The organism is Succinivibrio faecicola, assembly GCF_019448115.1.
Taxonomy (GTDB): Bacteria; Pseudomonadota; Gammaproteobacteria; order Enterobacterales; family Succinivibrionaceae; genus Succinivibrio; species Succinivibrio faecicola.
Genome location: NZ_JAGFNY010000024.1, coordinates 1 through 25,625 on the forward strand (window position 1 = coordinate 1; position 25,625 = coordinate 25,625).

Here is a 25,625-nt window from a genome sequence, read left to right on the forward strand (position 1 = left end):
CCATAAGTGAGAATAATCCATCTCATATATGGGCAAACAGACTGAAAAACCTGCTTTTGACTATGAAATCAGCTAAAGAAAATGCGATAGAATAGGATAAGTCAGGTTTAAATGAATCTCAAATTATCGCTTTAGAGCGAGAATATGATGAGATAATGGCTTATGCCAATATGGAGTGTCCTCCACCGGATAATACAGAGCCAAAAAAACGAGGGAAACGAAAGAAAGGTAAAGAGCGTTCACTGATTGAGAGACTGATTAAACTCAAGGCATCGGTGTGTCTGTTTATCCATAACTTTGCAGTGCCATTTGATAATAATCAGGCTGAAAGAGATATTCGCAATGTAAAAACTAAATCAAAGGTTTCAGGATGTTTTCGTTCTGTAAAAGGTGCTCAGAACTACCTGACGATTACATCCTTTCTCAGCACAGCAAGAAAACAAGGTATAGATGCATTTGTTGCTCTGACCTCTGCTTTTAATGGTAAGGCTGAGAAGATTATTTTAGGGGTAGGTTCTGAGTAGTTACAGTAAAAATTCAAATTCGAAAATGTATTTGTTCCACATGGAACGTTTTTCATTAATTCAAAGTGAGTTCTGCAATTTTAAAATTTGGTATAATTTGTTTCACATTTAAGAAAAATCTTAATTTTATTTAATCAATTTTTTTTGTAAAACAGTATATGATGCTATGAGTAGAAAATTCAAAATCAAATATTTTTTCAGTTCAATATTCTCATACTTTATTAGAATTCTTAAACGCTAAAATTTTTCTTCTTACAGTGTTCCACATAGAACTTTTGTCATTAATTATTTTGTTCCACATAGAACATTTTCAACACACGTGTTGATACTTAAAAAGTAACACTTTTCTGATTATCAATACCAAAGATGCTATCGGTTATACGATTTTTATTTCAACGATAGAACGAATCATAAATAGCGAACCATGTTCCACGTGGAACATTAATTCATTAATTGACAAGATTAAAATCGCATTGGTTATTTTTGAAGGTTATCTCTGAAGGTTATCCAGTTAGGTAATTCTAGTGATAACATCAGAGCTTTATTAAAACTATAGATCTAAATAGATTTATTTAGATAAAGAATGGTTGATGTTTGTTATTTAAAAAGGCCTGTTTAAAAAACAGGCCTCTTTTACTAATGGTTATATATTGTTGTTTAGAAAGAGTATTAGATATCTAATGTTGCGTTAGCTGCATTCTCAGTAATAAATATCTTTCTATTTTCAACATCCTCGCCCATAAGTTCATTAAACAATCTATCAGCTTCCATAGCATCGGTAATACTTACTTTTAGAAGAGAACGAGTATCTGGGTTCATAGTTGTTTCTGATAGCTGTTCAGCCATCATTTCACCTAATCCTTTGTATCGCTGAATCGATACTCCAGCAAAGCCTTCTTTCATAAGTACCTCATATGCCTCATGGAAGTTCTTTACTGGTATTTCTTTTGATCGTACAAAGACATAGCCCGTATCTTCGATCAAATCAGCTACCTTCATATTCATATTTTTCAGCATAATATAATCTGCTGAATTGAAGAAATGAAGATCTAAATTGTAGCTGTAATCTATTCCATGAACATGATGAATTACTACAGGATAATACAATCCTTCAACAGGATCCTGCAGAACGTCAGATTTAAAGAAAATACCTTCTGACATATTGTCAGGTAACTTCTTGATAAAAGAATCAACCCAAGCTTTAACATCATCTTTAGATGACATCATTTCTTTTGTTAATAAAGAATGATACATCAAGTTAATAATGATGTCCTTGTTATACTTTTGAGTTAACTTAGGAAGCTTAGTAATGATCTTATTATATTCAGTAAATAAAGACTCTAAAGGTGCACCAGAGATAGGAGCTGCTTCTTTATTCACATAAATCTGACCTGAGCTTACAGCCATATTTGTCTTATATTGCAAAGCTTCTTTGTCACTCAGAACATATACAACCTGCTTTCCTTTCTGATACTTATATAATGGAGGCTGTGCAACGTATACGTAGCCTCTTTCAATAAGTTCAGGCATATGTCTGTAGAAGAATGTTAATAAAAGGATTCTAATATGAGCACCGTCAACGTCAGCATCAGTCATGATGATAACTTTATGGTATCTGAACTTTTCAGGATCATAATCATCCTTGCCAATACCACACTCTAATGCACTTACCAGTGTTCCAATCTGCTGTGAATCAACGACTCTATCAAAACGAGCCTTCTCTACATTCAGAATCTTACCTCTTAATGGTAAAACAGCTTGGAACTCTGAATTTCTGCCACCTTTAGCAGAACCACCTGCAGAATCACCCTCAACTAAGAAGATTTCTGATAACTCAGGATCTTTAGATCTGCACTTAGTCAGCTTATCAGGAGTAACATTTAGTTCAATTCCCCCCTTCTTACGAGACATATCACGAGCACGTTTCATTGCTTCGCGAACACGAGCTGACTCAATGATCTTTGAGCAAACTAAATCAGCATCTTTAGGATTCTCTAATAAGAAAGCTTCTACAGCATCAGATACGGAATTTGCAACAGCACCAGCAGCTTCTGAAGAAACTAATTTATCCTTAGTCTGTGAAGAGAACTTAGGATCAGGCATCTTTACAGAAATAACAGCTGTTAAACCTTCACGTGCATCATCACCTGATGTTGATACTTTATTCTTCTTTATGTAACCAGCTTTCTCTAGATGAGAGTTAAATACAGAAGTTAATGCTCTCTTGAAACCAGCTAAATGAGTACCGCCATCTTTTTGAGGAACATTATTTGTAAAGCAGTATACATTCTCTGTATAAGCATCAGTCCACTGCATACCAACTTCAACCTGAATGTTGCCATCGCAGTTTTTCTTAAAATGAATAACGTTCTGATGTAAAGGATTCTTGCCTTTATTTAAGAACTGAATAAACTGACCAATACCACCTTCATGATAGAAAGTCTCAGTTAATACAGGATCTTCTCTTAAATCAGTTAATGTAATTTTGATACCTGAATTTAAGAATGATAACTCTCTTAAACGTTTTGCTAATATTTTATATTCAAAAGTGGTATTTGTGAAAATAGATGGAGATGGCCAAAAGCGAACTCTTGTACCTGTGGTATCAGAATCACCTATCTGATGTAAAGGAGCTTCAGGATTACCACCGTTTAAATAAACCTGTTCCCAGATATGACCTTCACGGTTAATTGTTAACTCTAATCTATCCGATAAGGCATTAACAACAGAAATACCAACACCGTGCAAACCACCAGAAACTTTATAAGAATTTGAATCAAATTTACCACCAGCATGTAAAACTGTCATTACAACTTCTGCAGCTGAAACATGCTCTTCTGGGTGAATTGCAACAGGGATACCACGACCATTATCGGTACATGAAACGGATCCATCTTCATGAATTGTCACTTCAATATGATCACAAAAGCCTGCTAATGCTTCATCGATAGAATTATCAACAGCCTCAAAAACCATATGATGAAGACCTGATCCATCGTCAGTATCACCAATATACATACCTGGACGCTTACGTACAGCTTCCAGACCTTTTAAAACTTTGATACTGCCGATATTATAATCGTTGTTCTTTTCTTCTGACATAAATCCTCTGTCTGTCGGTGTTAACTAATATAGTCTTTAATAGAGGCTGCAATATCAAGAAAAGAAGTACTTGAAGATTGTGGAAGCTCAATATCCTTAGAAATATTAGTTAAGAAAACTTGATTATCACCAGAAACTAAATGTTCTAATAATAATTGCCTTGAAGTGAGATCTAATTCGGAACTTAAATCATCGATCAGATAAATACAGCTCTTGGATGATAAACTTTTTAAAAGCTGACCTTGAGCCAAACTCATAGCACAAACAAGTAATTTTAACTGACCTCGAGAAAGCATCTCACTTGCCGCAAACTGGTTGCATTTAATCTTTAAATCTGCGCGATGACAACCATAGAAAGTATACCCTAAAAGTCTATCTTTTTCAATATTTAAGGCTAGCATAGAGCCTAGATTTGAGCCGTTTTCCCAACCTTTTTGATAAACAAAATCGAAGGAAAAATTTGGAAGAAAATTTAATAAATTTTTTTGCAAAAATGGTAGTAATTTATTCAAATAATCTTCTCTTTTTTTTGATATTATTTCTCCTGTTTCAGAGAGTATGTTGTCCCAGAATTCTATATATTCATCTGATGCTTTTTGTTTTAACAAAGAATTTCGTTGAACAAGTATCTTTTGATACTTATTCCATAAATCAATGTATCCAGCTTCAGAATAAAATAACCCCCAATCAATAAAGGATCTTCTATACTCAGGGCCACCTAGAATAAGCTCAAAGCACTGAGGGTGAATAACCTGTACAGATAATTTGCTTACAATATCAGAAATCCTATTTGATGACTGATGATTTATCTTTATCTGTAAGGGCTTATTTCTTTCTCTGAAACGGCAAAGACCAACCTCATCGACATAAGATGAGTCATCATTAAGGATACGGGCATTTATAGCAAAAAATGGCTCAGATTCTTTAATTAAAGACTGAAACCTAGACTGCCTAAAGGAACGACCAAGACCAATATAAGAAATTGCTTCGAGAAGTGATGTTTTTCCAGTTCCGTTGTTACCAAAAATAACATTGAAGTTAGGAGAAGGCTCAATGCAAAGAGAAGATAAATTACGAAAATTCGTAATATTGAGCCTTTCTATTTTCATCTATTGTTAAACCACTACACGTGAAATTACAAATGCTCCGGTAATACCTTCCTCAAGTTCATCAGTTTCTGGTTTGATTAAAATTGAAGAGGCTGGATTAGTAAAGCATAGTCTAACTTTTTCAGATTTAATGATCTTTAATACATCTACAACGTAAGAACCATTTAAAGAAATTTCTGTTACATCAGAAATACCAGGATCTTCAAGTGTTGCACATGAAAGCTCATGCTCTGAATTTTCGGCACGTAGATCTAATCTTCCACTTGAGAAGTTGAATGTTACACCATTTACTCTCTTAGATGCTAAAACAGAAACCTGCCTAATAAGATTTGTAAGTTCAGCTTTAGGTAGTAAGTATTCAGTCTGAATGTTATCAGGAATAGCTTTACGAATATCTGGATAGCTACAATTAATAAGCTTTGAAGCTAATACATAACCATTGCAAGATGTGAAGACATTATTCTTTGAAAATGTTAATTCTACTTCTGCTTCACTATCATCCTTAATTATTGAAGCTAACTGAGCTGCACCTTGCTTTGGAATAATAGCGCCGAAAATACCACTTGCTACTGTCTGTTCCTGCTCAACAGATGTTCTTAGCATTGTCAATCTGTGACCATCAGAAGTATAGATATCTAAATTCTTACCATTAAATTCGAATCTGATACCTTTTAAGTAATCACGGAAATCCTCAGTGATAACGCAGAATAGAGAAGAATCAATGATTGACTTCAACTGCTTTTGCTTTAATTTGATTGTCTGTACTACACAATCTCTATCAAAAGTAGGGAAATTAACAGCACTCTGTGTTCTTAATTCATAAGAAACCTTAGATGTCTTAATCTCTAATGTATTTTTATTTTCATTAAAATAAAAGTCTACTAGAGATGAAGGATCAAGATTAGATAGAGTATCTTTAATCTTATTAGCGTTTACAGTAATAACACCTTCAGATTCAACATTCTGAAGAGATACACATGATTGCATCTCGATGTTATAGTTATTTGCTTTTAAAATCAGCTTGTTATCTTTTACTTCAAAATAAATATTCTTAGTAATGTCATCTTTATTAAGCGAAGAACCGGCTATTGAGGTAACAGAATTTATTGGCTCTTTAATATCTGACAATAAAACGCTAAATTTCATGATGTACTCCGTTACTTATTATTCTTTTTATTCTTTCTTCAATGACAATACTAATTTCTGATAGAGATCAGCTAATTCTCTGTCTTCAAGCAGACGCTGTTCAACTCGCTTAATTGCTTCATGCACAGAAGAATGATCTTTATTAAAAGATCTTCCTATATCTGTAGATGATAATTTAGGAATAAGCTGATGTCCAAGTGTCATAGCTATAGAACGTGCGGTAGATGTTAATTTTTTTCTTGATGCTGAATCCATGTCCTGAACAGTAACACCAAATTCTTTAGCAACACGATCTTTAATTGCATCTAAAGTTGTTGTCTGACTCTTTGAATTAACTAGATTTGATAAAGTTTTTACTGCTTCATCAAATGTAATCTGACGCTTTTCAACATCCATCTGTGACTTTAATGTCTTAACAGCACCTTCAAGCTCTCTAACTGATGAACGAATGTTATTTGCAATATAATCAATAACTGAATCAGGAAGGGTGATACCACATTCAGCACATTTTCTTTTAGCAATAGCAGCTCTTGTTTCTGGTGAAGGCGGATAAATTTCTCTACATACACCAGATCCGAATCTTGAAACCAATCTTGGAGAAAAATTCTTTAAGTTTCCTGGAGGAACATCTGATGCAAGGATAAGCTGTCTACCAGGCTTATCAAGGAAAGTAGCAATAATATCGAAGAATGTTTCTCTTGCCTTATCACCTTTTGCAAGGGACTGGATATCGTCCATGATAAATACATCATGACGTGTAAATGTATCCTGGAAATGAATCTGCTGAGGATCAAAATTCTTCTTAGCCATAGAGTCAACATAGTTCTTAATAAACTCTTCGGCTCGAATATATACAACAGACTTATTTGGCTGATCCTGACGGATTTTATTAGCAATAGCCCATAAAATGTGGGTCTTACCTAAACCTGATGCACCATAAATATAAAAAGGGTTATAGGCTTCTGAGCCTGGATCGTTAGCAATTGACTGTGCGATTGCATAAACAAGTCTGTTCTCAGGATCAGTAACATAATTATCAAATGTTTTATCAGGATTAATATTGTCAGAATAGACTCTAGTATTTACGTTCTGATTAATATCATGATGATTATTCATTACCTGCTGAGGAGCAACATTCTGATTTACAAAAGAATTCTGTAAATTTTGCTGTTCACCAAAAGAATGCTGAGGGATACTTGGATTCTGATAATTAACAGGATTAGGCTGAGAATACATATTATTATCAGCTTGCATCATAGGCTGCTGTGGATTCATCTGGTTAATAGCATTATTTGCCATAAAAATCTGCATACCATAATGAGCATCACCAAGTAACTGATTGATTTTCACTAAAAGAATATATGCATACTGAGGCAATAGTTGAGATGCTAATTCATTATTGCATATAAAACAGATATTGTTTGATGATATCTGAATCATACACTGGTTGCCTATAACCTGAAGCATTGCTTTTTGTTGTAGATCTTGAAAAGAAGCGCATACATCTTCTATGGCTTTTTTCCAGATTTCCTGTAAATCCATGATAGTAATCCGAGACTAGTTCAAACATATAATTATAATGGGTCATTATTTTAGCATAAAAAAAGTATTGATCTCTATCCTATTTACAATGTAAAATGTCGTACTTTGTTTAAAAGGCAGATTTGTATTAATCACAGAACTGCTAGTTTTGAATGTAAATTTTAGGCGGTAGTACCGTCTTTGGAGTTTCAAATGAAGCGTACTTTCCAGCCAAACGTAACTAAGCGTAAGCGCACCCACGGTTTCCGTGTACGTATGCGTACTGCTGACGGTCGTAAGGTTTTATCACGTCGTCGTGCTAAGGGTCGTAAGCGTTTAACTACTGTTAATGGCTAATAATACCTTTCCTCGGTCAGTTAGACTGTTAAAATCCGAGGAATATGATGAGGTATTCAAAAACCCTGTCCGCGCTAGCGAACGTGGCGTGCTTGTTCTTGCTTGCAAGAACAAGCTTGAATACCCAAGATTAGGTCTGATAGTACCCAAGAAAGTTCTTAAAAGAGCTGTTTGGCGTAATCGAATTAAGAGAATTTCAAGGGATACATTCAGACTCAATCAGCATTCTCTTCCAAATATTGACCTGGTTGTAATGGCCAGACCAAAGATAGATGAATTCAGCAATTCTGAACTAAGTTCAGTATTAAAAAAATTATGGATACAAATATCTCACCGTTTGGAAAAGTAGCTATCCTACTGATTCGTTTCTACCAAAAGTATGTTAGTCCGCTCCTAGGACAGCATTGTCGCTTTTATCCAAGTTGCTCACAATATACTCTTGAAGCTATTCAGGAATGGGGTTTTTTTAAAGGTTCTTATCTTGGATTAAAGAGAATCTTAAGATGTCATCCTCTTAATCCTGGTGGATATGATCCAATTCCAAAAAAACAAATTATTAACAACAAAAAGCCAAACATAAAAGGTTAATCCCATGGAACAACAAAGAAATTTAATTTTTCTTCTATTACTTTGTTCAGCCATGTTCCTATTTTGGGACTGGAATTCTGACAAAGCTACTTTAGCTCAGCAAGAAGAAGCAAAAATTCTTCAGGCTCAAAATCAGGATATTAATTCACTAACTGAGATCGGTAATACAATCAAAGTATCAAGTGATACATTGGAATTAACCATTAACTTAAATGGTGGCGATATTATTGATGCCAAGTTATTAAAGATTAAACAGGAACAGGATAAGGATGATCCTTTCAATCTTTTAATGACTAAGCCAGAATTTATTTATCAGGCTCAGAGCGGTTTAGCTGGAGCTGATGGAATTGATATTAAATCAAGACCTTTATTCAGTGCTGATAAAACCGAATACAAGATCAATGACGGCGATGAAAAGGTAGAAGCTGTTTTAACATATGTAAAAGATAACGTTACATATACTAAAACCTATACTTTAAACAAGAATTCATATGTTGTTAATGTTGATTATTCTATCAACAATGAATCAGAAAAGAACTTATCTTTATGCTTCTATGGTCAGTTAAAACAATCTGTAGATGATTCTTATCTAAAAGACGATAGTTCTTTCGGTATGGTTGCAGGTGCTTATAGAGGCACAGCATACTCTTCAGATGATTCACGTTATGAAAAAGCAACTTTAGATGACATCGTTGATTATGCTGAAGACAATAAGAATTACAGAATTTCAACCAAGAATGGTTGGGTTTCAATGATTCAGCACTACTTCGTTTCTGCTTGGATAGGAAACAGCGAAAACGGTAATGTTATTTATTCAAGAGATACAGATCAGGGCAAGACAGCAATCATCGGTATTAGAACAAACAATGTTGAAATCAAGTCTGGCGAAAACAAAGTACTTGGTGGAAAACTTTGGGTAGGTCCTAAGAACCAAGAAGAAATGGCTTCAGTAGCTAATAATCTAGATCTTACTGTTGATTATGGCTGGTTATGGTTCATTTCAATTCCATTATTCAAGATCCTAAATTTCTTACACTCAATCATTGGAAACTGGGGCTTTGCAATTATTGCATTAACAATGATTGTTAGAGGTGTAATGTTCCCTCTTACAAAAGCTCAGTACACTTCAATGGCTAAGATGAGACTTTTACAGCCAAAACTTCTTGAAATCCGTGAAAAATATAAAGACGATAGACAGAAGGCTGGCGCTGAGACAATGAAGCTATACAAGACAGAAAAAGTTAACCCTCTTGGTGGTTGCTTACCTCTGTTAATTCAGATGCCAATCTTTATTGCTTTATACTGGACCTTAATGGAATCTACAGAATTAAGACAGTCTAGCTTTATGCTATGGATTACTGATCTTTCTGTAAAGGATCCATTCTTTGTATTACCAATTTTATATGGTATTACAATGTTCTTATTACAGAAGATGTCACCAACTCCAGTAACAGATCCTATGCAGAAGAAGATATTTATGGCAATGCCATTTATCTTTACATTCATGTTCTGTACATTCCCTGCAGGTTTAACTCTGTACTGGTTAGTATCAAACGTATTCACTATTTTCCAACAGTTTATTATCTTTAGATCACTTGAAAAGCGTGGTTTAAGTGTTAAGAAAGCTGCAGTAGCTAAAAAATAATGAACAATACAATTGAAGATACAATTGCAGCAATTGCCACCCCTTTAGGCAGGGGTGGCATTGCCGTTATTAGGGTATCCGGTTCTAAAGCTTTAGAAGTTGCAAATATTCTTACTAATACAAATCCTGAGCCTAGAAAAGCCTATTTCAAGAAATTTAAACTTGGAAATGATATTCTTGATGAAGGAATATTGCTGTATTTCAATGCACCTAACTCTTATACAGGTGAGGATGTAATTGAACTTCAAGGACATGGCGGTATTGTTGCTCCAAAAAGACTGCTTGAAGCTATTCTATCAATAGAAGGTGTTAGACAAGCAGAACCAGGCGAATTTACAAGAAGAGCCTTTTTAAACAACAAAATGGATCTTACAGCAGCTGAGGCTGTTGAAGATCTTATATCTGCAGGTTCTGATTCAGCTGCAAAAGCTGCTCTTTCATCTCTTCAGGGTACATTTGCAAAAAATCTATATGAAGTAGCAGACAGACTTACTAAATTCAGAGTAAGACTAGAAGCTTGTTTAGATTTTCCAGAAGAGCATGAAGACTTCTTTGATTCAGGAAATTCAGAAAAAGAATTAACTGAAATAATAGATCTGACTTCTAAAACAATTCAAATTGCTTCTCAAGGTGTGAAGTTAAATGAAGGAGCAAGAATTGTTCTTTCAGGTTCTCCTAATGCAGGTAAATCAAGCTTACTAAATGCCTTATCTGGTACAGAAAAAGCTATCGTTACCAACATTCCTGGAACAACTCGCGACGTTTTAACGGCTAATATTGAAATATCAGGAGTACCCGTAATTATTACAGATACAGCTGGTATTCGCGATACACCAAGCGATGAAATCGAAAGAATTGGTATTCAAAAAGCAATCGATGAATTAAAGAAAGCTGATCTTGTTTTATACATGATAGACGGTTCATCAGTACCTGTAGACGAAGAAGAAACTTTCAAAAAGATCTTTGAATTTGAAAAAGATGAAAAACACATTCTGATACTAGTTTCAAAATCAGACAAAGGAATGTGTGATGAATGTAAATCTCTTTTAAAAAGTGAACTATTCTCTTCTTATAAGCAGATACACACATCTACTAAAACTGACGATGGCTTAAATGAGCTTAGAAACGTTCTAGCAGATGCTTTAGGTATTATGCCTATAGAAGGTGTATTTATCGCTCGTAGGCGCCATTTAACGGCACTACAGACTGCTTTTGAGCATATTATCGTAGCAAAAGATAACTTACAGTTCGGTGATCTGGTTCTTTGTGCTCAAGAAATGAGAGAAGCTCAAGATTTCATCGGAAATATAACAGGAAAAGTTACTTCTGACGATATTCTAGGAATTATCTTCAGTACTTTCTGTATTGGAAAATAGTTTTCTAAATGTTTTAAACCACGTTAATGAATATATCAATAACGTGGTTTTAATTGAATAAAAACCAATCTTTAATCAGATTTTATTTAAAACCTTCCATTAAAACTGCTTTATTACTCTTTAGAGATTTCTGAACATCAATTATTCTCTGGTTAGATGAACCTCTAAAATCAAGTTCTAATGACTTTTTTGCCAGTACAAATGGTCCGTCAACTAGGACATCAAGTTTTTCTAGCAATCTTTTATAGATAGGATCTGAAGATAGTTTCTCATATAAAAAACCAGTATAACTCCATAAGTTATAACCTTCAGATTTAAGAATATCAGCAAAAACTGATAAAGGAGTGGACTGAATAAAAGGTTCTCCTCCAGAAAAGGTTACCCCCTTAACTAGAGGATTTTCCTTAATTTCATCATACAGAACTCTAAGTTTAACATCCACTCCACCTGTTAAGGACTGAGCCTGTACATTGTGGCAACCTTTACAGTGAAATGGACATCCTTGAGTAAAAACAACATAACGAATACCAGGGCCATCAACAATTGACTCCTTGACAGCTCCGGCAATTCTTATTGTTGTATTGTCTAATAAATTTAAGGAAACTGAATCCATATATTAAACGCTCATGTGCTTTACACGATCATGTTCTTCAGCTCTCTTACCGTTATTAAAACGGTCCAAAGTACCTACTAAATAACCGGTAACTCTTCTGATTCGTTCAAATTTTACACCCTGACCTACAATACCGTTACGTGCATGTAATCTAGTTTGCATATTCACTTCCCTCTTTAGGTTTGTTATATATTTGCTGAGTTCCGTTAAAGATAATATCTTTAACTCGTTAGTTATTAATTAACCTGTACAGATGCAACCTACACCAAGCTTCTTTAAGCGCTCGATACTTACACCCTCACCATCCTTTCTACCGCAACGAGGACAAGTATCACCGATAACGCCAACGTAATTACATACAGGACAACGATCTACTGGATGGTTGATAGAACCATAACCTACGCCTTTATCCTTCATATAAAGAATTACGCTTTCAAAAGCATCAAGATTCTTAGTTAAATCACCATCCATTTCAACATATGAAATTGAGCCTGCATTACATAATGCATGGAATGGACCTTCAACATCAATCTTATGAGCTGCTGTTGTTTCATAATAAACAGGAACATGGAAGCTGTTTGTATAGTAATCTCTGTCAGTAACTCCTGGTATGACACCATAGATCTTCTTATCAATCTTTACAAATCTACCAGATAAACCTTCAGCTGGTGTTGAGAATAATGAGAAGTTCAGACCTGTATCAACAGTGTGTTTATCAGTGATTTCTCTCATATGAGAAATGATCTTATAACCTAAATCATAAGCTTCCTGACTTTCACCATGGTGCTTGCCTATCAGTGCAACTAAGCACTCAGCTAAACCAATGAAACCAATTGACATAGTACCGTTCTTAATGATGTCTTCAATTGTATCTTCAGGATTTAGATTCTCTGAACCAACCCAAACACCCTGTCCCATTAAGAATGGATAATTTAATACTTGTTTCTTAGCAATTACATTGAATCGATCCATTAACTGATCGAATAACATGTACATTGTCTTGTCTAATGTTTCAAAGAACTTGCTTATAGAACCATGAGCTTCAATTGCAAGTCTTGGTAAATTGATAGTTGTAAAAGATAGGTTACCACGACCAGGAATAACTTCCTTTGTCTTATCATAATAATTAGATACAACTCTGGTTCTGCAACCCATCAGAGCAACTTCAGTTTCTGGATGACCTTCCTTATAGTATTTCATGTTGTAAGGAGCATCAAGGAAAGAGAAGTTAGGGAACAGTCTCTTTGCAGATACCTTGCAAGCTAACTTGAATAAGTCGTAGTTAGGATCGCCTTCTTTGGTGTTAATACCATCTTTTACTTTGAAAATCTGTACTGGGAAAATTGGAGTCTCACCACCACCTAAACCTGCATCTGTTGCAAGAAGAACATTCTTCATGATCATACGATGCTCTGGCATTGTACCTGTACCATAGTTGATTGATGAGAATGGTACCTGAGCACCAGCTCTTGACTGCATTGAGTTTAAATTATGAATTAAAGCTTCCATAGCCTGATAGGTTTCTCTTTCAGTCATCTTAATAGCTTCATTCATAATGTAATTTAAATCATCTTCACTGTTATTATTGTGTGCAGCAAGAATTGATTTAACTTTTTCTCGAATAAGTCCCTGAGTCTTTTCATCTAAACATGTATTATTTTCATCATAAATTTTCTGACAGAACTCAACGAGTGATGAAACATCAATTTCATCGTCTCTTAAGCAAATGCAGATAACTTTAGATAAATGCTTAGCATATGACTTAGCAACATATGGAGCTAAATCATACTCAAATAGAGGAATAGACTGACCGCCATGCATGTCATTCTGATTTGACTGAATTGCAATACATGAAAGTGCAGCAGCTGACTGTATAGACTGAGGCTCTCTTAAAAAACCGTGACCGGTACTAAAACCTCTTGTAAATAAATCTTTTAAACCAATCTGACAGCAGTTAATTGTCAGCATATAGAAATCTAAATCATGGATATGAATATCACCACGCTGATGAGCAATTGCATGCTCTGGTCTTAATACATATCTGCGAACATAATCTTTAGAACCTTCAGAGCCAAATTTCAGCATTAGTCCCATTGGAGCATTAGCATCGATATTAGCGTTCTCACGCTTTAAATCCATATCTGCAGTGCTCTTTGAGGTAAGATCACGATAAATTTTAGTTAATTCAGTATTATAAGTTCTTACGTTTGTTCTGTTCTGTCTGTAAAGAATGAAATTCTTTGCCTCAGAAACCATACCCTCTTTAATAAGAACTTTTTCAATAATATCTTGTGTATTTTCAACAGAAGGCTCTAAGAGATTCTGCTTTTCTAACTCTGATACAACAGATCTTGTCAGCTTCTCAGATAATTCAATTTCTACAGGACTTGGAGTTTTATCATCAGGGTGAACAGAAACCAAAGCTTTAGTAATAGCATTTACAATTTTATCCTCATTAAAGGATACCTTACGTCCATCTCTTTTAACGATAAATCTAATCATTTTAAGTCCGTGAAAATATGTTTAAAATTTAATAATTTAATTATAAATCTATATAAATCAATAAGTTATATTTTATATTTCTGCCTATATTATGGCTAATTGAATACATGCTTTCAAGTTTAAAATTTTCTCTTTTTTTGCTTTTGATACTTGACATAGATTTTTGTAAACTAATTCTCATGATTTATTGACGGCTATCATTTTTTTAATAAAAAAGCATATACATAAAGAATTATGAATATTGATATCATTTGCGATGTTATAGACAATTTCGGTGATGCAGGAGTCTGTTTAAGACTAGGTAGAGATCTGGCTATTAACAGTAATAAAGTAAGGATCTTTTGTAATAATATTGAATCAATAAATAAAATAACAACAACTAAGGATCATAGCCTTCTTAGTATTTTAAAATGGCCTGATAATAATGATGAATCCTACTTTGCAGCTGAAGTAGTAATACAGGCTTTTTCTGTCAGACTTCCACAATGCATGATTGAAAAAGTTAAGCATAAAAAATCCTTGATTATAAATCTTGAATATCTTACAGCTGAAAAGTTTGCAGAAGACTGTCATAAACTACCTTCTTTTTCAGATGGAATGGAAAGTTTCTTTTTCTTTCCTGGATTTAGTGAAAAAACAGGTTCAGTTGTAATAGAAGATCTATTAAGAAACAAAATTAAAAACAATAAAAACAATTCATCAAAAAATATATCTGTTTTTTCATACGACAATAAAAAACTTCTGATACTTATAAATAAACTCAATAAGATTGATCCTCAATTTATCTTTAATATTTTTGAAGGAAAGGCTTTAGATATATTCAATGAATTATCAAAAGAAAATCTAAAATCTGAAGAAAAAACTGTTTATAAAGATATAAACATTAAAACTTTAAAAATGGTTAATCACGAAGAATATGACGATATCTTGATATCTTCAGCTATAAATCTAGTAAGAGGTGAAGATTCAATAGTAAGAGCAATGCTTGTAGGAAAACCATTTATATGGAATATTTATCCAACAGACGATAATGCTCACTTAGATAAGATAAATGCCTTATTTAACCTAATGAATGAAAAATTAGGTTTGAAAGATGATATTGAAATATTAAAAAATATTACATTGAGTTATAACGGATTTTCTGATTTTTTAGAGAATTTTGATTTTTCTGAATATTATGAAAAATGGAAAAATTTATCATATTTATGGTCAGAATATCTGTTATCCCATGATTCTCTAACAAAAAATCTTTTATCTTTTATTGGCGAAAAATTATCGAAAGATGATAAATAAGATAAGAAATCTGATAAAATAACGAACTAATTATGTGGAATATAAAAAATTTCACAAGCAAAAATACATGATACTAGTTTTAAAAAGTTAAGATTTCTTACATTTATAAACTAAGGTAAGTATGAAACTAGGATCATTTATAACAATGAATAATCATTGTTTGCATGACTAGTATTAGTCTTGCCTTATTTTTTTAATTCAATTTTAAGGGTTTTACAATGAAGTTAGCTCAAGAAGTTCGTACTGGCAACGTTATCATGTTAAACGGCAACCCAATGGTTGTTCAGAAGGCTGAGTACAGCAAATCAGGTCGTAATGCAGCTGTTGTTAAGATGAAGTTAAAGAATCTTCTTTCAAACGGCGGTACTGAGACTGTTTTCCGTGCAGATGATCGTTTAGACGACGTTATCCTAGAGCACAAGGATTGTACATATTCATACTACAATGATCCTTTATACGTTTTCATGGATGAAGAATTCAACCAGTATGAAATCGAAAAGGACAATATGGGTGACGTATTAAACTATCTAATCGATGGTATGGAAGACGTTTGCCAGGTTACTTTCTACAACGGTAAGGCAATCTCTGTTGAATTACCAATCAGCATTGTTCGTGAAGTTGAGTACACTGAACCAGCTGTTAAGGGTGATACATCAGGTAAAGTTGTTAAGCCAGCTCGTTTAGCAGGTACAGGTTATGAGTTATCAGTACCAGATTTCGTAAATATCGGTGATAAGATCGAAATCGATACTCGTACCAACGAATTCAGAAAGCGTGTTTAATATTAGTATTTTTTATTAAACTATTTCTATAAAAAATCTCATTATCAAACTACTTTGTAGTAAATAATGAGATTTTTAATTTCTTAAAACAATCTTATCTTAGAATGTATATCTAGCACCTACTGTAAACTGAGTGTGGTTGCTGTATGGTGTAAATTCTCCATTGTATACAGGTGAAATATTCTTATATTTTTCCTTCTTGTCTGAACCTGCATCAAATTCAGCTTCTACCCATAACTTAACTCCTAAATAGGTATATTTAACCTGAACAGGAATTCTCTTATAAGTAAATTCAGAATTTTGAGTATTGTGAGCAGAAATCTTTTGTTTCTGAACTTCATAACCAGCATAAACAGAAATGCCGTTTTCAAAATTATAGCCACCTAAAAGTTCATAGCCACTTCTAACATGCTTTAGATCTCTTAATTTATAAGATTCTACACCTGAGTTTTGTACGCTAACTGGTTCAAAATAAGAATTCTGTCTATATGCATGAGCACCAATATAAGGTCCATCTACTAATGAACCTAAAGTTACAGATAAACCATAGTTATCAGCTTTATCTAAGATAGAATAATTACCTAATTTTGTTGAATTTTCATAAACATTAGAAGAAACATCATCATCCTGACCTTTTAAATAGTTATAACCAGCTTTAATTGATAAAGGTCCAAAGAATACATCATCAAAAGTATAACCAGCAGTTAAAGAGTAACCTGATTCAAGATCTCTCTTCTTTCCAAAAACTACCTGTTCATCAGAAGCAATCTGGAAAGATGCAGATAAAAAGATATTGTTATTATCATAATCATATCTAACAACACCATTTCTTCTATCTCCATTTAAGCCAGTATCATTGTAGATATCTAAAGTTTCTAAAGTATCAGTAGATAATGATAAAGCTCTTGTTGAATCGAATGTTTTACCTGCAATAAGCTTTCCATACTTACTGAACTGGGCACCTACATACTGTTCTCTTGATTTAATGTTATCTCCTACATTCTTTTTATGGCCATCTGCTAAATCCCACTCTGTAAAAGCAAGAGCTGAAATAAAATCATTTACTTTAGTCTGACCACTTAAATTAAAACGTGCTGAGTTAACAAGTGATGAATCCTTTTCACCAGCTTTTGATGAGTTAGCTGAAAAGAATACTGACTGAACTCTTCCACCAACACTTAATTGTGTACCGTTAGAATCGTATACATTTGCAGCATTTGCAGAAAGAACTGGAGTTAAGACAGCTAAAGCTAATAAAGACTTTTTCATAATAATTTTCCTTCTTTTATTTTTTAGTTGTTTAATAATCTGTGGAGAGAATAATAAAAAAGGAATAATTATTTGGCTAATACTATTTTTTTATCGACTTCTATAACCTTTTGGTTATATAGTTAAATAACTATTTGATTTTTCATATTATTTATAGATATTTTCTTTATTTTTCTCTCATAAATAACCATTTCTTTTATAAATTATTATCTTTTATTTTCTGATTTTTTATGTGCAATTCGGTAAAATAGACCTGTTAAAAAACTGTGGAAAACCCTTTGGAAAAATATCTAAAAACCTTTGGGAATTAATTGGAAAAAATTAGTATAATATTTATCCTGTTGATAACTACAAAGTTTCCCACAATTTTCCAAAATTAATTAACAGGTTATCAGAAGACTTATTTTTTTATATTTTATTGATTTTAAAGAAAATTTTTCTGAATCAACAAAAATTAAGATCCTAATAATAACCATAATAAAATATATATATTAATAAATTAATATTTTCTAATATTCATTATCGGATTCTTAAATTCGTGGGAAATCCAATTAATGAATATTAAAAATTTTCTCTTTTTCAGAGGTTACATACTTTCATGAACAGCTTTAGAGAATTTGACGTTATTGTAATTGGTGCAGGTCATGCTGGTATTGAAGCAGCAGGTGCAGCTGCAAGAATGAAATGTAAGACATTATTACTTACTCATAATTTAGAGACAGTAGGTGAAATGTCATGCAACCCTGCTTTTGGTGGTATCGGTAAAGGTCATCTTATTAAAGAAATTGATGCTATGGGTGGTGTTTGCCCTGATGCTATTGATAAAGCTGGTATTCAGTTTCGAACTTTGAATTCTTCTAAAGGTCCTGCTGTAAGAGCAACAAGAGCTCAAACTGACAGACATTTATATAAAGAAGTAATGAGAAAAACTTTGTGGGGATATGAGAATCTAACGATTTTTCAGCAACCTGCAACAGAGATCTTATATAAGGATGGCACCATTAATGGTGTTAAAACAGCTGCTGGTATTGAATTCTACTGTAAGGCTGTTATTATCTGTGCTGGTACTTTCCTTAACGGATTAATTCATATTGGTCTTGAGCATTATTCTGGCGGTAGAGCTGGTGATCCTGCATCTGTTAAACTTGCTGAGAATTTAAAAGAACTTGGCTTAAAGGTGGGTAGATTAAAGACTGGTACTCCTGCAAGAATTGTAGCTTCTTCAATTGATTATTCAAAAATGACTAAGCAGGATCCTGAATATCCTCAACCTGCATTTTCTTATTTAAATGAAGAAAAAATTCATCCAACTCAGGTTCCTTGTTATATAACAAAGACCAATGAGAAAACCCATGAAATCATCAGAGGTGGATTAGATAGAAGTCCTCTTTATTCAGGAATTATTCACTCTGTTGGTCCAAGATATTGTCCATCTATTGAAGATAAGATTGTAAGATATCCTGACAGAACTTCTCATCAGGTTTTTATTGAACCTGAAGGTCTTACATCTCCACTTGTATATCCAAACGGTATTTCTACATCTTTACCTTTTGATGTACAGGAGAATTTTATTAGATCTATTGAAGGTTTAGAAAATGCAATTATTGCAAGACCTGGTTATGCAATTGAATACGATTTCTATGATCCAAGAGAATTAAGTGTTTCAATGCAGTCTAAAAAGGTACCAGGATTGTTCTTAGCAGGTCAGATTAATGGTACAACAGGATATGAGGAAGCTGCAGCTCAGGGCTTATTAGCTGGTATTAATGCAGGTTTATATGTAAAAGGTCAGCCTGCATGGTTCCCTCGTCGTAATGAAGCTTATGTTGGCGTTCTTATGGATGATTTATGTACACTTGGTACAAAAGAACCATACAGAATGTTTACTTCTCGTGCTGAATATAGATTAATTTTAAGAGAAGATAATGCTGATATCAGATTGACTCCAAAAGCTAGAGAGTTAGGTATCATTACAGATGAAAGATGGAAGTTCTTTGAAGAAAAACAAAATGAGATAGAAAAAGAAAAGGCTCGTTTACGTGAACTTTCTGTTAAGCCTTCATCTCAGATGGGTAAAGATATCAATACAATTTTAAGAACAAACCTTTCTCAAGAACAGACACTAGAAGAGATCTTAAGAAGACCTGAAGTAAATCTTAAATCTTTAATAGAGGCATCTAAGTTAGATCCTATAGCAAAGAAAGAACAGTCTATTGAGCAGGTTGAAATACAGGTTAAGTACCAAGGCTACCTACAAAGAGAATTAGAAGATATTAAAAAGAAAGAAATTAATGAGCAGACTTTACTGCCATTAGATTTTGACTATAAAAACATATCTGCTCTTTCAAATGAGGTAGCACAAAAGTTAAATGAGTATAGGCCTGAAACTATTGGTATTGCATCAAGAATTTCAGGTGTAACACCTGCAGCTATTTCAATTCTTCTTGTTCATTTAAAGAAGATGAATTTACTAGGTAAAAATTAGGATAGATGATGCACAACGATTCAGATATTGGCTTACAAAGTAATTGTTTTAATAAAATTAAAGAATTACTTTCTAAAACATCAGTTGAATTCAATGATGAAAAAGTTGAAAAAATGGCATCATTGGTAGTAATGCTTAAAAAATGGAATAAGACATATAATCTTACAGCAATTGATGATGCTGATAAGATGATTGTTCTTCATATATTGGATAGTGCTGTAGTATCACCAGTAATTAAAAATTTTAAAAATAATATTGCTGATGTGGGAACAGGTGCAGGTTTTCCTGGTCTCGTTCTTGCTATACTTCATCCAGAAAAAAAATTTACATTGATTGATTCAATTGCCAAGAAACTGTCTTTTGTTAGATTTGCAGCTGTTTCATTAAAATTAAACAATGTTGAAATCATTAATGAACGCTGTGAAAAGATAAAAATAGAAGAAAAGTTTGATTGTATTTTAAGTAGAGCTTTTGCGCCTTTAGATAAAATCGTAAACTGGTGTAAGGATCTGATTAAAGATGATGGGGTTTTTGTTGCAATGAAATCTCATCTTGAAGAAAAAGAAATAAATGATGTTCCTAGTACAGTTAAAATTGAAAAAATAATACCTCTTCAGGTGCCTACTTTAGATGCAGTCAGAAATGCAGTTATCTTGAAAAAGGTTAAATAAATATAAGGATTATTAAATTGACTAAAGTAATTGCTATTGCTAATCAGAAGGGTGGTGTAGGTAAAACAACCACATGCGTGAATCTTGCCGCTTCGCTAGCTGCAATGCAGAAAAAGATTTTAGTTTTAGATTGTGACCCTCAGGGAAATGCAACAATGGCTTCTGGAGTATCAAAATTTGATCTTTCAAAGTCAATTACAAATGTTCTTATTGATGGTCTGAACATAAAGGATGCATTAGTAACTGAAACTGAAGGTGGTTTTCATTTGATTCCAGCAAATGAAGATTTAACTGCTGCAGAAGTAAATCTTTTAGATAAATATGGAAGAGAAAGCTTTTTAAAGAAAGCTTTAGAAAACATAAAGTATGATTATGATTTTGTTTTAATTGATTGCCCTCCATCACTAAACATATTAACAGTTAATGCTTTGTGTGCATCTGATTCTATTTTAGTGCCTCTTCAGTGTGAGTATTTTGCTTTAGAAGGTCTTACACTTCTTCTTCAGACTGTTGAGCAGCTAGCTAATGCTGTTAATTCAAAGCTTAAAATTGAGGGAATTCTAAGAACAATGTACGATAATAGAAATCGTTTATCTACAGATGTATCTGATGAATTAAAAAACAATTTTGGTGATCTTGTATACGATACTATTATTCCAAGAAATGTTCGTTTAGCTGAAGCTCCAAGTTATGGTAAACCAGCTATGTATTACGATAAGTCATCCGTAGGTTCTAAAGCTTATCTTGCTCTCGCAGCTGAAGTAATAGAAAAGGCTTAATTTTTTAAGGAAAACTATAAATGGCAGGTTTAGGTAGAGGTTTAGGATCTCTTTTAAGCGAATCAAAAAAAGCTAAGGAAGAAAATACTGTTGTAAATACAGTACAAGCTGAAAATACTGTTCAGCCACAGAATAATGAGAATATTGTTATATCTGAAAATTCAGTTGTTAAGATAGATATAAATAAGCTAAAACCTTCTGTTTATCAGCCAAGAAAAAATTTTGATAATGAAAGTTTAAATGAGCTTGCTTTATCTATTAAAGAACATGGTCTTTTAGAGCCACTTTTAGTTAAAAAAGCAGATGATATGTATGAGATTATCTGTGGTGAAAGACGTTATAGAGCATGTAAATTAGCTTTATTAGATGAAGTTCCTTGTCTTGTAAGAGATGATCTTGAAATAAACAGCTATGCTATTGCCCTTATTGAAAATATTCAAAGAGAGGATTTAAATCCTTTAGAAATGGCTCAGGCTTTTGACCAGATGATTTCTCAGTGTTCAATAACACAAGAGGAATTAGCTAAAACTTTAGGTAAATCAAGAAGTACTGTAACTAATATTCTTAGATTGAATAATCTTCAGAATGATGTAAAACAGTTAGTTGCATCAAAACAGATTGATTTAGGTCATGCAAAGGTTTTATTGGGCCTTGAAGATGGAAATGAACAGCTCAAGGCTGCTTTATATGTTATTAAAAAGTCTTTGAATGTGAGACAGACTGAAGCTTTAGTTAAAGACATTAAAGAAAATGGTTTTAACTTTAAGAAGGAAAATACAGTTAAATATACAAATGAAAGTTTTTCTTCCTGGGCAAATAATATTAGTGTTCAGCTGTCAGGCATAAGAGCTAAATTTTCTGCTAAAAATGAAGATAAGGGATCTTTAACTCTTTCATATTCTTCAAGAGTTGAATTAGAAAGATTACTTTCTTTCTTTAATGTTGAATCAAATACTGTTTCTGTACCTGAAGAGAGTATTGAAAATAATGTACATGATTTAACAGAGAATATTGAATTTAATGAAAATATTGAAAATATTGAGAATACAGACAATCAAGAAGATCTTTCTAATATAGAAATTACAGAAAATTCTTAAAGTTATATGAGTGATAGATTAATAAACAATATAAAACTATATCTATATTTTTTTGCAGTATTTATTTTTTTATCACTCATTTATTCCTATTCAAAAAACATTCCTCTAATACTAACTCTAAAGTCTGTTTTGTATGGACTTTTGATTTTTATAGCCTTGAATGCTGTTGATTTATATTTTTATATAAGAGTAAAGCATTCGTTTAACAATCCAAGAATAGATATTTTATTTGCTTTTTACAGACTTGTAGTAAAACTGTTTTTGCTAGTTTTTTGCTGTTGGTACTGCTTTAGTTTTTTTGAGTTAAATAACAAAATAGTAATTATCTCATTTGTGATTGTGGTTATTTTTAAAGTTTTAATATATGTTAAATATGGAGTTAATGAACAAAAATAGGGCGAGTATGTAAATTTTTATTTACTTTGCTTTGACAAAAAATTTAAAAAGTCTTATTTTCACTATATTAGTATTATTTTTTCGAATTTAGGATGCGTTTCTATGTCAGGAAGCAGTTCTCAAGGTTATATATCTCATCATTTACATTTCCTACAGGTTGATTTAAGAGATTTATCTGTCGTTGATAGTGTAAAACCTGTGTCTTCTCAAGAATTCGATGCTTGTGTTTCAAGTGGTTCATCTCATGAACAGTGTTTAACAACTGTGGCTGTAGAAAAATGCAAGCTTTTTGATTTAGGTTCTGGTGTCTGTTACAGCTCCCATAATGAAAGTAAAGAAAGTCAGATTGTAAATCCTTATACATTAAATCTTGATTCTCTTGGTATAAGTATTGTTCTTGGTTTTCTTTTTTTATGGTTATTCAGAAGGGCTGTAAAAAAATCAACATCAGGTGTACCAAGTAAAGCTCAGTGCTTTATCGAAATGATAATGGAATTTGTACAGAATACTGTAACAAGTATTTTCAAGAGAAAGAGTAAACTTATAGCTCCTCTTGCTCTTACTGTATTCATGTGGATTTTCTTTATGAACCTCATGGATTTACTCCCTATTGATCTCATTCCTGAGTTAGCAAAGAAACTTGGTGTTCCATATTTCAGAGTAGTTCCATCAGCAGATGTTAATGTTACTTTATCAATGGCATTCTGCATTTTTCTTCTGATATTCGCTTTCTCATTTAAGAATATTGGTGTAAAAGGATTTACTAAAAGCTTAACACTGCATCCATTCCATCACTGGGCATTCATACCTGTGAACCTTTTACTAGAAGGTGTTTCACTTCTGTCAAAGCCAATCTCTCTAGGTCTTCGACTTTTTGGAAACATGTATGCAGGTGAAATGATATTCATTCTAATTGCATTACTACCTTTATGGTGGATTCAGTGGACATTAAATGTACCTTGGGCTTTATTCCATATTCTCATTGTTACATTACAAGCTTTTATATTTATGGTTCTGACCATTGTTTATTTATCAATGGCCAGTGAAGAAGATTAATTTTTGTTTAATTAAGGAGAAATAAGATGGAATTAATATTCCTTGCTGCAGGTCTAATGATGGGCTTAGCTGCTATTGGTGCAGCTATTGGTATTGGTATTCTAGGTGGTAAATTCCTAGAAGGTTCAGCAAGACAGCCTGATTTATTACCTCTTTTACGTACTCAGTTCTTCATTGTTATGGGTCTAGTTGACGCTATTCCTATGATTGGTGTTGGTTTAGGTATGTATTTAATGTTTGCTGTTGCTGGTTAATAGATAAACCTTACAAATTTAGAGGTATCTAGATTGGAAATTAATGCAACTTTTGTAGGTCAAGCTGTAGCGTTTTTAATTTTCGCTGTGTTATGCATGAAATATGTATGGCCACCTTTAATGGGTGCTCTTGAAAAGAGACAGAAAGAAATTGCTGATGGATTGACTGCTGCAGAAAAAGCTAAAAAGAGCTTAGAACTGGCTAACGAGAATGCTAAAGACACCATCAAGAAAGCTAGAGCTGAAGCTCAGAAGATCATAGATGAAGCAAATAAGACCAGATCTCAGATCATTGACAAAGCTTCTGAAGAAGCTCAGATTGAACGAAAGAAGATCCTTGATCTTGCTAAGAGTGAAATCGAAGCTGAAAAGAACAAAGCACGTGAATCTTTGAGAGCTGAGTGTATTTCTTTAGCAGTTGAAGGTGCTCAGAAGATTATCGGTGAAAAAATCGATGCTCAAGCTGACAGCGAAATGCTTAAGAAAATTATGAGTTCACTATAACTAGGGGTTAGTAATGGCTGAAAATTTGACTGTTGCAAGACCTTATGCTCAAGCTGCTTTTGATACTGCTTTAGAAACAGATAAGATTGATGCATGGCAGAATATGCTATATGCAATGTTTCTGGCTGTTTCTAATGAATATGTAATGGATGCTATTAAAGTAGCTCCAAATTCAAAAGTTGCTTCTGACAGTCTGATTTCGCTTTTGCAAGACGTACTAGATGAAAGTGGTATCAATTTCGTAAAGATTATTGGTGAGAACAACAGATTTGAAGTTCTTCCTGAAATTTATGAAGAGTATCTTAGACTTCGTGCAAATCACGAAAAGAGCTTGGATGCTACATTGATCTCCGCAAGATCTTTTTCTGACAGCGAAATTAAAACACTTAAGGATAAGCTAGCTTCTGTTTATAACAGTAAGATAAATCTGTCATTAGAAATTGATGAAACCTTAATAGGTGGAGCAGTTTTAAAAATTGGTGACAAGGTTATTGATGCTAGTGTTAAGACAAGTTTAGTAAACTTGTTATCAACCCTCAAATAGAAAAGAGGAAAT

Annotated in this window: 24 protein-coding genes; 16 read left to right on the forward strand and 8 right to left on the reverse strand. The window is 33.1% G+C overall.

The features are described 5' to 3' along the window. Positions 1 to 155 precede the first annotated feature (155 nt). Positions 156 to 524 (forward strand): IS66 family transposase, encoded by a 369-nt coding sequence (locus tag J5V48_RS06975; RefSeq protein ID WP_219937855.1) that lies wholly within the window; start codon positions 156 to 158, stop codon positions 522 to 524. A gap of 669 nt (positions 525 to 1,193) precedes the next feature. On the opposite strand, the gene gyrB is transcribed toward J5V48_RS06975, so the two are convergent. The 4 genes from gyrB to J5V48_RS06995 are packed head-to-tail and all read right to left on the reverse strand — an operon-like array spanning position 1,194 to position 7,423. Further along, entirely contained in the window at positions 1,194 to 3,626 is a 2,433-nt protein-coding gene (gene gyrB / locus J5V48_RS06980; protein WP_219937856.1) for a DNA topoisomerase (ATP-hydrolyzing) subunit B, read from the reverse strand. A gap of 20 nt (positions 3,627 to 3,646) precedes the next feature. After that, positions 3,647 to 4,735 carry a DNA replication/repair protein RecF gene (gene recF / locus J5V48_RS06985; protein ID WP_219937857.1) on the reverse strand — a complete coding sequence of 363 codons (1,089 nt, stop codon included), beginning with the start codon at positions 4,733 to 4,735 and terminating at the stop codon, positions 3,647 to 3,649. Between the two features lie 6 nt (positions 4,736 to 4,741). Next, complete coding sequence (gene dnaN, locus J5V48_RS06990; protein WP_219937858.1) at positions 4,742 to 5,881, reverse strand: DNA polymerase III subunit beta; 1,140 nt, start codon at positions 5,879 to 5,881, stop codon at positions 4,742 to 4,744. Between the two features lie 27 nt (positions 5,882 to 5,908). Next, positions 5,909 to 7,423, reverse strand: a complete 1,515-nt coding sequence (locus J5V48_RS06995) for a chromosomal replication initiator protein DnaA (RefSeq protein WP_219937859.1) — start codon at positions 7,421 to 7,423, stop codon at positions 5,909 to 5,911. A gap of 192 nt (positions 7,424 to 7,615) precedes the next feature. On the opposite strand from J5V48_RS06995, the gene rpmH reads away from it, so the two are divergent. Genes rpmH through mnmE form a run of 5 tightly spaced genes read left to right on the forward strand, consistent with a single transcriptional unit; the run spans position 7,616 to position 11,368 of the window. Next, complete coding sequence (gene rpmH / locus J5V48_RS07000) at positions 7,616 to 7,759, forward strand: 50S ribosomal protein L34 (RefSeq protein WP_021889726.1); 144 nt, start codon at positions 7,616 to 7,618, stop codon at positions 7,757 to 7,759. Beyond that, complete coding sequence (rnpA, locus tag J5V48_RS07005) at positions 7,752 to 8,108, forward strand: ribonuclease P protein component (RefSeq protein WP_219937860.1); 357 nt, start codon at positions 7,752 to 7,754, stop codon at positions 8,106 to 8,108. The genes rpmH and rnpA overlap by 8 nt, the downstream gene beginning before the upstream one ends. Next, positions 8,075 to 8,347, forward strand: coding sequence for a membrane protein insertion efficiency factor YidD (gene yidD, locus J5V48_RS07010; protein WP_219937861.1), 273 nt, complete (start codon positions 8,075 to 8,077; stop codon positions 8,345 to 8,347). The genes rnpA and yidD overlap by 34 nt, the downstream gene beginning before the upstream one ends. A 4-nt stretch (positions 8,348 to 8,351) precedes the next feature. Then, positions 8,352 to 9,992, forward strand: a complete 1,641-nt coding sequence (gene yidC / locus J5V48_RS07015) for a membrane protein insertase YidC (RefSeq protein WP_219937862.1) — start codon at positions 8,352 to 8,354, stop codon at positions 9,990 to 9,992. Further along, positions 9,992 to 11,368 (forward strand): tRNA uridine-5-carboxymethylaminomethyl(34) synthesis GTPase MnmE, encoded by a 1,377-nt coding sequence (mnmE, locus tag J5V48_RS07020; RefSeq protein ID WP_219937863.1) that lies wholly within the window; start codon positions 9,992 to 9,994, stop codon positions 11,366 to 11,368. Before yidC ends, mnmE begins: the two co-directional genes overlap by 1 nt. Before the next feature lie 82 nt (positions 11,369 to 11,450). Here the strand turns inward: mnmE and nrdG are convergent, their stop codons facing one another. The 3 genes from nrdG to J5V48_RS07035 form a co-directional block, all read right to left on the reverse strand. Further along, positions 11,451 to 11,981 (reverse strand): anaerobic ribonucleoside-triphosphate reductase activating protein, encoded by a 531-nt coding sequence (nrdG, locus tag J5V48_RS07025; RefSeq protein ID WP_219937864.1) that lies wholly within the window; start codon positions 11,979 to 11,981, stop codon positions 11,451 to 11,453. A 3-nt stretch (positions 11,982 to 11,984) separates the two neighbouring features. After that, positions 11,985 to 12,143 (reverse strand): anaerobic ribonucleoside-triphosphate reductase, encoded by a 159-nt coding sequence (nrdD, locus tag J5V48_RS07030; protein WP_219937865.1) that lies wholly within the window; start codon positions 12,141 to 12,143, stop codon positions 11,985 to 11,987. Between the two features lie 78 nt (positions 12,144 to 12,221). Then, entirely contained in the window at positions 12,222 to 14,483 is a 2,262-nt protein-coding gene (locus tag J5V48_RS07035; protein WP_219937866.1) for an anaerobic ribonucleoside triphosphate reductase, read from the reverse strand. Positions 14,484 to 14,717: 234 nt separating this feature from the next. On the opposite strand from J5V48_RS07035, the gene earP reads away from it, so the two are divergent. Continuing rightward, the gene (gene earP, locus J5V48_RS07040) at positions 14,718 to 15,776 is read left to right on the forward strand and encodes an elongation factor P maturation arginine rhamnosyltransferase EarP (RefSeq protein WP_219937867.1); all 1,059 of its coding nucleotides are present in this window, start codon (positions 14,718 to 14,720) and stop codon (positions 15,774 to 15,776) included. A 218-nt stretch (positions 15,777 to 15,994) separates the two neighbouring features. After that, positions 15,995 to 16,558 (forward strand): elongation factor P, encoded by a 564-nt coding sequence (efp, locus tag J5V48_RS07045; protein ID WP_219937868.1) that lies wholly within the window; start codon positions 15,995 to 15,997, stop codon positions 16,556 to 16,558. 99 nt (positions 16,559 to 16,657) lie between these two features. On the opposite strand, the gene J5V48_RS07050 is transcribed toward efp, so the two are convergent. Continuing rightward, a complete protein-coding gene (locus J5V48_RS07050; protein WP_219937869.1) occupies positions 16,658 to 17,827 on the reverse strand; it encodes a porin in 1,170 nt (389 codons plus the stop codon). 598 nt (positions 17,828 to 18,425) lie between these two features. Here J5V48_RS07050 and mnmG point away from each other — a divergent pair. The 8 genes from mnmG to J5V48_RS07090 all read left to right on the forward strand — a co-directional run bounded on the left by mnmG (position 18,426) and on the right by J5V48_RS07090 (position 25,613). Next, complete coding sequence (gene mnmG, locus J5V48_RS07055) at positions 18,426 to 20,312, forward strand: tRNA uridine-5-carboxymethylaminomethyl(34) synthesis enzyme MnmG (protein WP_219937870.1); 1,887 nt, start codon at positions 18,426 to 18,428, stop codon at positions 20,310 to 20,312. Between the two features lie 8 nt (positions 20,313 to 20,320). Further along, positions 20,321 to 20,983 (forward strand): 16S rRNA (guanine(527)-N(7))-methyltransferase RsmG, encoded by a 663-nt coding sequence (gene rsmG / locus J5V48_RS07060; RefSeq protein ID WP_219937871.1) that lies wholly within the window; start codon positions 20,321 to 20,323, stop codon positions 20,981 to 20,983. A gap of 17 nt (positions 20,984 to 21,000) precedes the next feature. Next, positions 21,001 to 21,762: a ParA family protein gene (locus J5V48_RS07065; RefSeq protein WP_219937872.1), complete on the forward strand. Its 762-nt coding sequence runs from the start codon at positions 21,001 to 21,003 to the stop codon at positions 21,760 to 21,762. 20 nt (positions 21,763 to 21,782) lie between these two features. Then, positions 21,783 to 22,859: a ParB/RepB/Spo0J family partition protein gene (locus J5V48_RS07070; RefSeq protein WP_219937873.1), complete on the forward strand. Its 1,077-nt coding sequence runs from the start codon at positions 21,783 to 21,785 to the stop codon at positions 22,857 to 22,859. Between the two features lie 498 nt (positions 22,860 to 23,357). Continuing rightward, on the forward strand, positions 23,358 to 24,311 hold the full coding sequence (gene atpB / locus J5V48_RS07075) for a F0F1 ATP synthase subunit A (protein WP_219937874.1): 954 nt from the start codon (positions 23,358 to 23,360) through the stop codon (positions 24,309 to 24,311). Between the two features lie 26 nt (positions 24,312 to 24,337). Beyond that, entirely contained in the window at positions 24,338 to 24,565 is a 228-nt protein-coding gene (gene atpE, locus J5V48_RS07080) for a F0F1 ATP synthase subunit C (RefSeq protein ID WP_219937875.1), read from the forward strand. Between the two features lie 33 nt (positions 24,566 to 24,598). Then, a complete protein-coding gene (locus tag J5V48_RS07085) occupies positions 24,599 to 25,069 on the forward strand; it encodes a F0F1 ATP synthase subunit B (RefSeq protein ID WP_219937876.1) in 471 nt (156 codons plus the stop codon). A 13-nt stretch (positions 25,070 to 25,082) separates the two neighbouring features. Next, positions 25,083 to 25,613, forward strand: coding sequence for a F0F1 ATP synthase subunit delta (locus tag J5V48_RS07090; protein WP_219937877.1), 531 nt, complete (start codon positions 25,083 to 25,085; stop codon positions 25,611 to 25,613). The last annotated feature ends 12 nt before the right edge of the window (positions 25,614 to 25,625 follow it).